Here is a 14,465-nt window from a genome sequence, read left to right on the forward strand (position 1 = left end):
CGCTTGCAGATCGCAGATGTCAGCCGCCTCGTAGATCGTCTCGCCCAACTGCTGGATCTGCTGCCAGGCCAGTCCGCCGCCGTCAGCCCGATCGTCCGGTCCTGCGCTGCTCAGCGCCGACAGCGGCGTTCGCCCGACCAGCAGCAGCCGCGCATCGTACTGCTCGCGCAGGTGCTTCGCGATCAGGCCGCCGATACCACCGACGCCGCCCGTCACCAGATACAGCCCGCCGGTTTTGAAGGGCGGCTCCCGCATCGGCTCCTGGCGCAGATCGACGCGCTCCAGGCGCGCGACCAGCCGCCGCTGATCGCGATAGGCAATTTCGCGCTCCTTGTGGCGATGCCGAAGCTCGCGGAGCAGCCGGGCGACGTTGGCTCCCAAATCGTCGATCGGCAGGTCGATATGCGTGCAGAGCAGCCACGGTAGCTCCTGCGAGATCGTCTTGACCAGCCCCAGGACCGGGGCGCGCTCACAGGCGATCTGCTCTCGCGGCGTAACGGCCTGGACGCCGTTCGAGATCACCAGCAGGCGCGTCGGCGTGTCCCGGTTGGCCTGAGCCAGCGCTTGAGTCAGGAACAGCAGGCTGTAGCTGCCCTGCTCCTGGGCGCGCTCGATCGCCTCCGGAGTGCTCGGCGCATCGTCTTCGGCGTAGGTCCAGAGGTGGATCACCTGCCCAACGCGCATCTGCTCCTGAGCCAGCGACTCCAGCAGCTCCCGGTAGTGGTCGGGGTTGCCCGGCGCGATCCGGTAGCGCCCCTGGTCCAGCCGCTCGAAAGCGCTGCCGATCTCGACCGTGGCGCACACGACGCCAGCGGATCGCAGCCGCTCGCACAGCGCCGCGCCCAGCCCCTGCCTGTCGAGAAACACCAGCGCCGCTGCGTCGTCGGCGAGCCGCGCAGCCGTGCCGATCTCGCTGCGCTGCCAGACCTTGCGGTAGAACCAGTCGGGCAGCGTGTTGCTGTTCTCCAGCGCGATGTCGATCTGCTTGAGCGTCTCGTCGAAGCGCCCGTCGAGCAGCCCGGCCTTGAGTTGGGTGCGCTGGATCTTGCCGCTCGTCGTCTTGGGAAACTCGTCCTTTGGCACCGGAACGACGTAAAGCGGGCTGAGGCCCAGCCCGGCGACGATCCGCGAGCGGATGGCTTTGATCGTGTCCAGGCGCTCGGCGGGCGACGCAACCGAGGGCGTGAAGAAGATCGCGATGCTTTCGGTGCCGCTGCGTGGATCATCGACGGCGATAGCGGCGACATAGGTCGCCTCGACGCCGGGCGTCTCGTTGACAATATCCTCGATCTCGTAGCAGTAGTAGTTGGCTCCGTTGATAATGATGACCTCTTTTTCGCGTCCGGTGATCGTCAGACGACCGTCGAGGATGAAGCCAAGGTCGCCGGTGTAGAACCAGCCGTCTTCGGTAAACGCATCGCGATTGGCCGCTGGATTATCGAGGTAGCCGGGCGTGACAACATCGCCGCGCACCTGCAACCGACCGATCAGGCCCTCATGAAGGATCTGATTCCGGTGATCGACGATGCGGATCGTCACGCCGGGCGTCGGCGGCCCGACCTCGACAAAGTTGACCGCCGTGGGATCGTCGGGCGCGGTGCGCCTGAGCCACCCATACAGCGACGCCTTAGCGAAGTAGCCGACGCGGCTCGTCAGATCGAAATCGGAGACGTAGGTCATCGCCGTACACAGCTCGGCCATGCCATAGGCTGGCTGCATCGCCCGCTGCCCAACCCCGAAGGGCGCGACCGCCTCCAGGAACCCGCGCACCACCGGCAGCGTCACCTGCTCCCCGGCGTTGAGGAAATAGCGGATCGAGCGCAGATTCCAGCTCCGGCCCGCAGCCTTCGCCAGCCGATCGGCGAGCAGCTTATAGCCAAAGTTCGGCGACCACGTATGCGTCACGCGGTGCTGCTCGATCAGGTCCAGCCAGCGCAGCGGATCGCCCAGGATCATATCGGTGCGCGCCTGGATCTGCTGGCAGCCCAGATAGACATCCTTGATGTGGCACATCAGCAGCGGCACGACATGATCCATCGGCAGCCAGTTCAGCGTGATGTCATCCTCGGTGTAGCCGCTGACCTGCCGGGCCGCGTGGATATGGCAGATGATCCCGTGGTGCGTCTCCTGAATGCATTTCGGCACGCCCGTGCTGCCCGATGAGAGCTGAAAGAACACAACATTGCTCGGCTCGGCAGGGTAGATCTGCTCGGCGGGCGGGTACTCGCGCAGCCCATCGATCGGCAGCAGCTTCAGGTCGTGCATCGGCAGGAGCGCGCTCAGGCCCCGCAGCGGCTCGATCAGGCGTTGCGTGGTCAGCAGTGGCGGCTGCCCCAGCAGCTTCCAGATGTTATACAGCTTATTGACCACGCCGTTGCGCTCAGCGTACGACGGCGCGACCGCCACGGTGACGGGCGTGATGCCGCCCAGGACACAGGCCCAGAACGTCGGCAGGTACTCGTCCAGCCGGTCGATCTGCAAGATTACCCGGTCGCGCGGCTTGAGGCCCTGCGCGATCAGACCGGCCAGGATACGACGGGCGGTATCCAGCAGCGTCGCATAGCTCTGTTGTACGGCGCTGCCGTCGCTCTGGATATACACAACGCCGGTCTGCGGGCAGCGCGCCGCTGTGCGGATCAGCGCCGCTCCCAGGGTTCCTGGCGCGTCATCAGGGATGATCAGCGTAGGCCCCGCGCTGATCGCCGGACGATCCACGGCATCTGCTCCCTCGGTCGCGCGCTCTGACAGTGGAGCCGCAGGCGCGGGCGCGGCATCGGCGTGGAAGCGCGACTCCGGCAGCAGATCGGAGAGATGCAGCGGCTGTGGTCGCTCTACCAGATCGTGTACGACTACCGCAGCCTGATCGATCCCCGGCACGGCACGCACCTGCCGCTCCCAGCGCTGCACCAGCGCGTCGTCGATCAGCTCGGTAGCGGCGAGCGCCTGCTGGTCAAGCTGCCCATCTGGGCGCAGCGGCAGCCCGATCAGTGGAATGTAGGCGTCGGGCCGCAGCGCTGGCGGCAGCCTGAGGTTTAAATGATCGCGGAGTCGCTCTGGCGCGAACGTGCCGCTGGTGACAACATAGGCGATCAAGCCCGTTCCAGCGCCCGGAGTCTCACGGTGCAATACCGCGCACTGCTCGACCGTCGGATCTTGCAGCAGCGCGGCCTCGACCGCATCCAGATCGAGCCGCACATCGCCGCGCCAGATCTGCCGTCCGGTCGCTGGCGCTAGCTCTAAGGAGCCGTCGCTCAGCCAGCGACCCCGATCGCCGGAAAGAAATACGCGCTCGCCAGGGGTTGCAGCGTAGGGATTGGGGCGGAAATACAGCGCGGTGGCGGCGGGATCGTCCAGGTAGCCGCGCGCAAGACCGGCGGGGATCGCGATCTCGCCGAACACGCCGATCGGCATTGGCTGCATCGCGGCGTCGAGAATATACGCCAGCGGGCGCTGCTCAAGCGAGCTGTGAGCGCCGCTCGTCGGGCGATAGCGGGCGACCGGCTGGATCAGCGCTTCGGGCGGGGCGTAGAGCTGGTAGAGATCGCAGCGCAGACGCTCAAGGCAGCGCTCGCGTGCCACGGGCGATAGCGGCTCGCCAGCGGCGAGCACCGCGCGCAGCGAGCCGGGCGCGCTCGGAGCAGGCGCGGCATCCAGCAACGCAGCGAGCGCCGTCGGGGTGAAATGCGCCACCGTGACGCGATCCTCGGCGATCACCTGCCGCAGATACTCAGGATCGTGCTCGCCGCCGACCAGCGCGATCACCAGTCCACTGCCGTACAGCAGCGGCCAGCAGATCTCCCATGCGGCAGTTGCCCGATCGGGCGTGGCCGTGTGCAGCACGCGATCGTTTGGAGAGAGGCGCAGCGCTGCCTGTAGCCGTTCGAGGCGCTGCACGAGCGCGGCGTGCTCGACCACGACCTGACGATCTGCCGACGTCAGGATCAACGCCAGGCTGCGCGCCGCTCCAACCATTGGATTTTCAGCGGGCATGCGGTCAAGCGTTGCTGCGAGCGAGTCAAGCGCGACGACCGACGCGCCGAGCTCAGATAGCCGATCCGCAAGCATCTGCCGGGTGACAACTGCCGCCGCTCCGGTGGCTGTGAGCTGAAGCCTCAGATGGCGCGGCGCGGCAGCCGGATCGAGCGGTACGCAGGCCGCCCCGGCTTTCAAGATGCCGAGCATGCCTACGACCAGATCCGGCGAGCGCTCCATGTACAGCCCGATGCGCGCCTCCGGCCCCAAGCTGAGGCCGCGTAGATACTGGGCAAGCTGGTTGGCGCGGCGATTAAGCTCGCGGTAGCTGAGCCGCGTGCCCTCGAACAGCAGCGCGACGGCATCGGGCGTGCGCGCCGCCTGCGCCTCGAAGCGCTGCGCGAGATCGGCGGAGTTGTGCCGCTCAGACGGCACAGCGGCCTGCGCGAGCAGTTCCGCCCGCTCTGCCTCGGTCAGCAGGGGGATCTCAAGCAGGCAGCGCGCAGGATCGGCCAGCATTCCCTGGAGCACGGTTTCGAGATGTCCCAGCAGGCGTGTGATCGTCGCGGCGTCGAAGCGCTCGGCATCGTAGATCGCGCGCAGGTCGAGGCCATCGCGCGGCAGGATCACCAGATTGAGCGGGTAGTTGGTGCGCTCGAACGAGTGGGTGCTGCGAACCGACAGATTGCCGACCAGATCGTCCGGGGCGATCTCATGCGGGAAGTTCTCGAAGACCAGCAGGCTCTCGAACAGCGCGGTGCCGGGCACAAGCTCGCTCCAGCGCTGCACATCGGCCAGCGATACATAGTCGTAATGCCGCGCCTCCGATTGGCGGTCGAATAGCCGTTGCAGCCACGGGATCAGCCGCTCGCCCGGCGCGACGCACACGCGCACCGGCAGCGTGTTGATCAGCAGCCCGGCGATCGACTCGACCCCGGCGATGCTTGCCGGGCGGGTGGCCGCCGTTGCGCCGAACACCACCTCCTCCGCGCCGCTGTAGCGACTGAGGACGATCGCCCAGGCACCCTGAAGCAGCGTGTTCAGCGTCAGGCGATGGCTGCGCGCCAGCGCGTGCAGCGCGGCGGCGGTGGCCTGCGGCATATGCGACCATTGCTCGCCATGCCGTGGAGCCTCCGAACCCGCCGCCCGATCGACCGTGAGCGGCGTCGGCGTGTGAACACCTGCCAGCTCGCCGCGCCAGAACGCCTCGGCCTGCGTGGCATCCTGCTGCTGAAGCCAGGCCAGATACGCGCGGTACGGGACCGGTCGATCCAGCCTGGGCTGCTGGCCTCGCTGAAACACAGCATAGCAGCGCAAGACCTCGTTGAGGATCAGCATCACCGACCAGCCATCGAGCAGCAGGTGATGTCGGCTCCAGATGAAATGGTAGCTGTCGTCGGACAGCCGGATCAGCGTAAGCCGCATCAGCGGTGCCTGGGCCAGGTCAAAGCCGCGCTCCCGATCAGCCTGGGCAAACGCGGCCAGCCGCGCCTGCTGCTCAGCCCTGGGCACAGCGCGCCAGTCGAGCTGCTCGAACGGCAGGCGCACCTGCCGCAGCACCACCTGAACCGGCTCGTCCAGCCCCTCCCACACAAACGCGGTCCGCAGCACCGCATGGCGCGTCAGCACATGCTCCCAGGCACGCACGAAGGCCGCGGGCGCGAGATCGCCCTGCAAGCGAAAGCCCTCCTGCTGGAAATAGACCGCCGAGCGCGCATCCGACAGGCTGTGGAACAGGATGCCCCGCTGCATCGGAGTCAGCGGATACATATCTTCGATCTGGAGCGTATCTAGCATCGTCTCATCCTTGCGCCTTGCGTAGCTGCGCCAGAATCGCATCGAGCGCCTGTTGATTCAGGTTGACCATCGGAAAATCCGACGGCGTGTAGCCGCCCGCATCGGGAGCCTGGCAGTGCGCGATCACCTCATGGAGCGCCGCGCTAAAGCTCTGGGCCAGGCGCTCGATCGTCGCGCGCCGATGCAGATGCGGGCTGTATTTCCACGCCAGACGCAGCTCGCCGCCGACCACACCGCCCTGGATCTCGATCAGGTAGCGCGGGCTCCAGAGTCCGCCTGACGGATCGGCCTGGTCGGGCGTGAGCGCAAACGCGGACTCTGGAAGCACCTGGTCGAACTGGCCCAGGTAGTTGAAGCTGACCTCCGGCGCTGGCAGCGCGCGCAGCCGATCTGCTATGCTCTGGTCGCTGAGGTAGCGCAGCACGCCGTAGCCCATGCCGTGCTGCGGGATCTGCCGAAGCTGCTCTTTGACCGCCAGCAGCGCCGGAGCAGAACCGTGCGCCTCTCGAAGATCCAGCCGCACCGGAAAGATACTGGTCAGCCAGCCGACGGTGCGCGACAGATCGATGCCGTCGAAGAGCGCCTCGCGACCGTGGCCGCGAACGTCGAGCAGCAGCGACCGCTGGCCGGTCCACTGCGCGAATGCCTCCACCAGCGCCGTCAACAGCGCATCGTTGATCTCGGTGCGATACGCGGCAGGCACATCGTGCAGCAGCGCGCGCGTCGTCTCGGTGTCCAGGCTGACCACGACGGTCAGAGGATCATCGCCAGCGCTCGTCGCGCCGGAAACGTCCAGCGGCAGACGCGGGCTATCGGCAGAAGCCAGGCCGAGCCAGTAGGCAAGCTCCTGGCGCAGCGTGTCAGAATGAGCATAGTCGGCCAGCGTCTCCGCCCAGCGCTTGAGCGAGGTCGTCTTGCGCGGCGGCTCGATCGCCGCGCCGCTGCTCAACTGCTGACAGGCCGCCTGAAGATCTTCGGCCAGGATGCGCCGCGAGAAGCCGTCGACGGCCAGCGCGTGCGTCGCCAGCAGCAGCAGATTCGGTCGTTGCGCGCCCCGGTCGAGCAGCGCGACATGCAGCAGCACCCCCGACCCAAGCTCCATCCGCGCCGCCAGATCTGCCGCCGCCTGCTCGACGGTGCGATCTTGCTCAGGCTCCGGCAGCGCCGACAGATCGATGCTTGTAAAGGGGATCTGCGCGGGCGGCGCGGCGATCTCCTGCTGCCAGCCTTGATCGGTGTGGACGAATCGCAGCCGCAGCGCCTCATGGTGCTGTACCAGATGTCCTACAACCTGCTCAAGCAGCGCCGGAGCGATCGGCTGGCGCAGCGCAAGGCGGATGACCTGATTCCACACGCCGACATCAGGCCATTCATGCTCGAAGAACCAGCGCTGGATCGGCAGCAGCGGCAGCGGGCCGAGCACCGGCTCATGATCGGCATCGGTCGGCTGAGCAGGAGTGCCCGCATCGGCCACCGCTGCCAGCTCGGCGATCGTCTGGTGCTGGAAAAGCTGTCGAGGCGTGAGCCGCAGCCCGGCCTGGTTGGCTCGCGCGACGACCTGAATGCCGAGGATCGAGTCGCCGCCAAGCTCGAAGAAATTATTGTGGATGCCGATCCGCTCCAGCCGCAGGATCTCGGCCCAGATCCGGCTCAGCACGGCCTCTGTCGCCGTGCGCGGTGCCACATAGCTCTGCTCCGTGCTCGGACCAGTCTGGTCGGGCGCTGGCAGCCCCCGCCGATCGAGCTTGCCATTAGTCGTCAGCGGCAGCGACTCCAGCAGCACGAACGCGCTCGGTACCATGTAGTCGGGCAGCCGCTCGCTCAAGAATCGCCGCAGGTCGGCGGTCAACTGCTTCTGGCTGGTCCATGTCTCGCGGCGAGGCGCGTCGCTGGCCGCTGGCTGCTCCGCCGCGCGTCGAGCGTACAGATTGTAGAGCGGCGTGTCGGCCAGCGCGGTTTCTTGCTCCACCGCCACCTGATAGCCCTGGCGCTCAAGCAGCGATTGGACGTGTCCGACGCGGCCCGCGATGTCGTGGACTTCCAGCACGATCTGGCGAATCTTGGGCCAGTCCTGCGGCTCGATCCCGTCTAGCACATCCAGCTCGCTCTTCTGCGCGTCGATCTTCAGCAGATCGATCCGCTCCACGTTGTAGCGGCGGATCATCTCCGAGACGGTCGTCATCGGACAGGTGGAGCGCTCGCTGGTCAAGCGATCGGCGATCATCTCGTCGAGCAGCGTCTCGTCGAGCGGCGCGGCTCCATGTGCCTCGTGCTCCTGAGTGAGCACCAGCGACCGGATCACCTGGCGCTCTTCGTCGGCATCCACGTAGCGCCCCGACATGGTCGAGGCGTGGGCGTAGGAGGTGAAGACCGCCTCGCCGGGCGTGTCGGCCACGCCAGCCTGGATCGGGATGATCTTGAAATCGTAAAGCTGCGCGTTCGTGCGCAGCACCTCGAAGACCGCCGGGATCGGCTCGCAGGCATAGACCGTCGCGCCGGGACAGCGCTCGCCGACGAAGAGCGAGAATAGCCCGATATTCGCGCCGACATCGAAGACGCATGCTCCGTCGTGCAGCGTGATGCCATGCCGGAGGTAGCTCTGCTGCTGAAAGATCTCGTTGTACAGAAATTCAGTCTCGTGCTTATTGACATGCGCGACAACCAGGCCGTTCGGCAGCTCATAGCACGATCCCTGGTCGATCTGCCGCTCGCGCTCCATGCGTAGCACCTGGCGCACGGTAAACGCCGCCTGCCGGCCGGGCACCACGTAGGCCACGAGGCGCTGCTGGTCGGGCAGATCGGCGCGCACGATCGCCGCCGCGTCCTGCACGGCGGGATGCTGGCTCAGGATCGCCTCGATCTCGCCCAGCTCGACGCGAAAGCCGCGCAGCTTGACCTGCCCATCGATCCGCCCCAGGTACTCAAGCGAGCCGTCGGGCCGGTAGCGCGCCAGATCGCCGGTGCGGTAGAGCCGCGCTCCGGGCTGCTCCGAGAACGGATCGGGTGCGAACTTCTCGGCAGTAAGATCGGGCCGGCCAAGATAGCCGCGCGCCAGGCCGTCGCCGCCCAGGCAAAGCTCGCCCGGCAGACCCAACGGCACAAGCCGCTGGCGCGAGTCCAGCAGATACACCTGCGTATTGGCGATCGGACGGCCAATCGTGGGCGGCGGCGCGGCCCGGTCGATCCGGCTGATCGTCGCATCGACAGTGTCCTCGGTCGGGCCGTACAGGTTATAGAACCGGCGCTGCTCATCTGTCGCCAATGTCTGCCAGAGCGCTTCGTCGATCGCCTCGCCGCCGACCAGCACACGGCCCGGATACCGGCCCAATCGACTACTCCGCAGCAAGGGCTTCAGCAGCGACGGCGTGCAATCCAACACGTCGATCTGCTGCGCGCCAAGGTAGTCGGCTAGCGCGTCCAGATCCAGTCGTAGCGCGTCGGGGATGATCGCCAGGGTGTGGCCGCTCAGCAGTTGGAGCCACTGCTTGACCGATGTGTCGAAGACCAGCGGCCCGTTCATGCTCACCCGCAGCGGAGCGCCCGGCGAATCGGCGTAGATCGTCTGCTGGAGCCCGACCGCGAGATTCGCCAGCGATCGATGCCGCACCACAACGCCTTTCGGCGTGCCGGTCGAGCCTGAGGTGTAGATCACATAGGCCATGTTGTCTGGACTGGTCGCGGAGCTGAGATTATCCGAGCGATTGCCCGCGATCTGCGGCCACTCCGCATCGATCCGCACCACGGCGGGCAATGGCAGCGCGGCCAGGACCTCGGCCTGTAGCCGCTGCTGAGTGAGCAGCACGCTGGCCTGCGAGTCCTGAAGCATGAAGCTCAGGCGCTCTTGAGGATAGGCCGGATCGAGCGGCACATAGCAGCCGCCCGCCTTGAGAATCCCCAGCACCCCGACGATCATCTCGATCGAGCGCTCCACACACAGCCCGACTGGCGTCTCCGGCCCAACGCCCAGCCCGCGCAGATGGCGAGCAAGCTGGTTGGCGCGCGCGTTCAGCGCGGCGTAGGAGATCTGGTGATCTTCATAGACCACCGCAACCGCATCGGGCGTGCGCGCCGCCTGCGCCTCGAAGAGCTGGTGGATACAGCGATCCTGCTGGTACTCCGCGCGCGTGGCGTTGAGCGTGTCGCAGAGCAGCCGCCGCTCCTCAGGGCCAACCATCTGCGCTACAGTGATCGGCGCTTCAGGAGTGGTCGTCGCCGCGTCGAGCAGCGTATGAAAGCGCTCCGCCAGCCGCTCGATCTCCGCTGCGGCATAGATCGCGGGATCGTAGTGCAGCGCGACATCCAAGATCTGATCGCGAAGTGCGCAGGACAGCCGCAGCTTGAATCGATCGATGCAGGCACGCTGCTCGACGATCGAGCATGTCAGATCGGCGACACCAAACGCGGCGGGGTGGCGTGTCACGTCGAAGCCGAACGGGAAGCAGGGCTGCTCTACGGTCTTGCCGCCGATCAGATCCCAGGAAAAATACTCTTGTAGCTCGGCGACCTCCTGGGTTGATCGGTCGATCTGCCGCACCGTCGCCGCAAACGACGTATCCTCGGCCAGCCGCGCCGCAACCGGCGCATACCGGGAGAACACGCCAAGCGCGGTATCGAGGCCCTCGTAGGCCCGGCCCTCCTGCGCGGTGCCGACGACGATCGTGCTCTGGCCGGTGAGCCGTGCCAGTAACACCTGCCAGCAGGCCAGCAGGCCGCTCTCGACGGTGGTGTTGTAGCGCTCGGCGCACGCAGCGATCCGGGCTGTGATCTCCGGCGCGATCGTCAGCCTGTGGCGCTGCGGCGCGAACGCTCCCTGCGAAGCGCGCTTCTCGAACGGCAGCGTCAGCAGCGGCAGCGCGGAAAGATCCTGACGCCGCCAGTAGGCCCGTCCCGATTCCGTCTCGTCGGACTCAAGCAGCTCGTTGAACAGCTCGGCAACATCGGCGTACTGCGTTGGATCATCCTCTAGCGACTGACCACACTGCTCGGCAGCATAGGCCGCGCCGATCGCCTGGATCAGGTTCCCGATTGTGGTGGTATCAGCGCACAGCGCAGGCAGGCTCAGCAGCAGCGCATGCTTCGTCGGCGCAAGTGTTGCCAGGGCGCTACAAAGCACCGGGCCGTTTTGCAGATCGCTATGCTCCGCGCCAAGCTGATCGAGCAGCGCCGCGAGCCGCGACTCCTGCTCTGCGGGCGAGTGATCGGTCAGGTCGTAGGTGTGGTATACCGGCGCGGCGTGCTCGGCAATCACCTGAACCGGCAGCGCCGTGCTCGGCAGCAGGTGAAAGGTCGTGCGCAAAATCTCATGCCGATCGGCAACCTGCCGGATCGCCTCCGCCAGAGTCGCAGGCTGGAGCGGCCCTTCGATCACCACCATGCCCTGGGCACGGTAGGCCGCGCTGCCATCGGCCTGAAGCTGCCAGAGCCGCTTCTGCTGCGGCGAGAGACGAAAACCTTCAACGGAGTGCATACACGTACCTCAGCGCTGGATATCCGACCAATGACACGGCTCGGCCATGCCAACCAGAACCTTGCGCGGCCCCACGAAGGACGAGCGCCCGTGGGCCACCAGCATATTGTCGAGCATCAGCAGATCGCCCTCCTGCCACGGAAACGCTATGGTTGCTTCGTTGTACACCGCGCGCAGATGATTGAGAACCTCAGGCTCGATCGAGCTGCCGTCGCCGTAGTAGGTGTTGTATGGCAGGTCGGCCTCCGGCATCGCCGCCAGCAGCGACTCGCGGATCGCCGGCTCCTGGGTCGAGATGTGGAAGAAGGTTCCGTGGTTGAACCAGACCGGCTCGTCTGTGCGCGGGTGTTTGGCGACCGCCGGACGAACATAGCGGATACGCAGCCCGTTGTCGGGCTTCCATTCGGCTTCGATCTGATTGTCTCGGCAGTAGGCTTCGACCTCGCGCCGATCGGTCGTCTTGAAGACCTGCTCCCAGGAATAGCCCAGCCCGTCGCCGAAGTTGCGCACGTACATGATCTGCTTTTCGGTGAAGCGCTGGCGCACTGCCGGGTCGATGCGCTCGAAGATCGCGCGACAGTCGGCGATCGGCGTCTCGCCGCCCTGCTGCGCTGCAGTGACGCAGAAGAAATAAATCTTCATCGGCCAGCTTTCGGTGTGCGAGTTTTCGTTGTGCAGGAAGATCCGCTGCGCGGGCGGATAGTCCGTCGAGGTGTAGATATTGGCGCTGACCTGGCTGCGTGGCGTGGCTGGCTCGCGGTACTCGGCCCAGTTGTCGGCGGTGCTGCCGATGAACTGCTCGAAGTCGCTCACCGATCCCAGGGCAAAACCCCGCAACAAGATGCCGCCATGCTTCAGCAGCCAGCTCTCGATCTGCTCGCGATGGCCTGCCGCCCACTCAATCAGGCGCACGCCATCCACAACCGGCGTGACCAGCAGCGGCAGCGGACGATCGGGCTGGAGGGTATTGGTCGCGATCAGGTCCGGCTGCGCGATGCTGACGGCCTTGCGCCTGGCGATGGGCTGGCGCTTCGCTCCGCTGTTTGTATGCTCCGGGTTGCTCATAGCCGGTGATCCCCTTTCTATTGATCCGATAGCATCTTCCGCCGAATGTCTTTGATCTTGCGCTGGTGCGCTGCTCTCAGGTCGCGCGCCTGGCTGATCTGGTGCTGTCGCTCCGCCTCGCTCAGGTGCTCGACAAACAGGTGCAGCGGCGCGTCGGGCTGCTGCACAGCCATGCCAAGCACGGCGATGAACTGCTCGATCATCCGCGCGATCGTGGTCTGCTCGAACAGCTCGGCGTCATACTTGAACAGACCGGCGATCCCTGTCGGCTCCTCGATCAGCTCGACGACCAGATCGAACTTAGCAATGCCCGTATCGAGCGGCTGCGGCTCGACCCTCACCTGATCCAGATCCAGCGCTGGCATCGGCGTGTTCTGCAAGACCAGCACAACCTGGAAGAGCGGCGCGTGGTGCAGGCTGCGCTGCGGCTGAAGCTCGTTGACCAGCAGATCGAAGGGCAGATCTTGATGGGCGTAGGCGGCCAGACAGACGGCGCGCACGCGGTGAAGCAGTTCGCGGAACGTTGGATTGCCCGAAAGGTCGGCGCGCAGCGCCAGCAGATTGACGAAGAAGCCGATCAGCCCTGCGGTTTCGGCGTGCGTGCGGTTGGCAATATCCGCGCCCACCAGCAGATCGTCCTGACGGGTGTACCAGTGCAGCAGCACATCAAGCGCCGCCAGCAGCGTCATAAACAGCGTCATGCCCGTCTGGCGGCTCATGTTCGCGAGCGCGTCGGAAAGCTCGGCGGAGAGCGCCAACGGCTGCTCGGCGGATCGAAACGTCGGCTCTGCCGGGCGCGGGCGATCGGTGGGCAGGGCCAGCGGGGTGAGGTTGGCGAGCTGCGCCTTCCAGTAGGCCAGCAGGCGGTCAAGCGTTGCGCCCTGGACGTAGGTCCGCTGCCAGAGGGCGAAGTCGGCGTAGTGGATCGGCAGGTCGGGCAGGTCGAGCGGCTGCCCCTGGCGCAGCGCGCGGTAGCAGGCGGCCAGCTCACGCACGAGCACGCCCAACGACCAGCCATCGACGACGATGTGATGCAGGCAGAGCAGCAGCAGATGCTCGGTGTCGCCGAGGCGCAGGAGCGCGGCGCGGAGCAGCGGGGCGCGGGTGAGATCGAAGGGCTGCGCGGTGACGTGGCGCTGGAGGGCCGCAAGCTGGGCGCGGCGCTGCGGCTCCGGCAGGGAACGGAGATCGTGACAGGGCAGCGGCAGGGCGGCGGGCGGCTGGACGCGCTGCACGGGCTGTCCAGCGCGCAGGACAAAGCTGGTGCGCAGCGCCTCGTGGCGGGCGATGAGCGTGTTGAAGCTGGCCGTCAGCGCGGCGACATCCAGGGCTCCGGTCAGGCGGATGCTCAGCGGCACATGATAGGCCGTGCTGCCGGGATCGAGCTGAGCGAGCAGCCACAGTCGCTGCTGTGCGAACGAGAGCGGCAGCGCCTCGGCGCGGGGCTGCGGTCGCAGCGGTGGGGCGCTCAGGCCCGCCTGCTGGCTGCGTGCGGCGATGACCTGATCCAGCAGGCTGGCGATTGTGGGGTGGTCGAACAGGCTGCGCAGCGGCAGATCGATGCCGAACGTCGCGCGCACCTCCGCGATCACCTGCGTCGCCAGCAGCGAGTGCCCGCCGATCTCAAAAAAGTTCTCTTCGCGGCCAATCCATGCCCGATCCAGCACCCTGGACCAGATGCCGGTCATCAATTCCTCGTCGGGAGTAGCCGGGAGCGCAGCAGCTTCTTCATGCTCCGGCTGGACCTCAGCGGGCACCGGCAACGCACGTCGATCGACTTTGCCGTTGGGCGTCAGCGGCAGCGCGTCCAGCAGCACCCACGCGCTCGGCACCATGTAGTCGGGCAGGCGCGCCGCCAGGAACGCGCGAAGTTCCTGGGACGCACCGCGAACCGCGCCCCAGGAACCAGCAGCAGGGTCGGCATGGGTCTGGGTTCTTGGCTCGTTGTTTGCCGTCAGATACGCTACCAGCCGCCGCGCCCCGCCATCCTCCCGCACCACGACCACGCACTCGCGTACGGCCTCGTGCTGGCGCAGCGCGGCCTCGATCTCGCCCAGCTCGATGCGATACCCGCGCAGCTTGATCTGGTGGTCGATCCGCCCGATATAGTCGAGATCGCCGTTGGGCAGGTAGCGGACCAGATCGCCCGTGCGGTAGAGCCGCG

At 66.5% G+C, this 14,465-nt stretch carries 4 protein-coding genes; all 4 read right to left on the reverse strand.

Annotation, left to right across the window (positions count from 1 at the left end; translation table 11 throughout):
• On the reverse strand, positions 1 to 5,769 hold a 5,769-nt coding region (locus VFZ66_13070; protein HEX6290122.1), incomplete at its 3' end, for an AMP-binding protein.
• 4 nt (positions 5,770 to 5,773) lie between these two features.
• Positions 5,774 to 11,236, reverse strand: a complete 5,463-nt coding sequence (locus VFZ66_13075) for an amino acid adenylation domain-containing protein (protein ID HEX6290123.1) — start codon at positions 11,234 to 11,236, stop codon at positions 5,774 to 5,776.
• A gap of 9 nt (positions 11,237 to 11,245) precedes the next feature.
• Positions 11,246 to 12,301, reverse strand: a complete 1,056-nt coding sequence (locus VFZ66_13080; protein HEX6290124.1) for a TauD/TfdA family dioxygenase — start codon at positions 12,299 to 12,301, stop codon at positions 11,246 to 11,248.
• A 17-nt stretch (positions 12,302 to 12,318) separates the two neighbouring features.
• Positions 12,319 to 14,465: condensation domain-containing protein (locus VFZ66_13085; GenBank protein ID HEX6290125.1), on the reverse strand; the 2,147-nt coding region annotated here is incomplete at its 5' end.

Source organism: Herpetosiphonaceae bacterium, assembly GCA_036374795.1.
In the GTDB taxonomy this organism is placed as follows: Bacteria; Chloroflexota; Chloroflexia; order Chloroflexales; family Kallotenuaceae; genus LB3-1.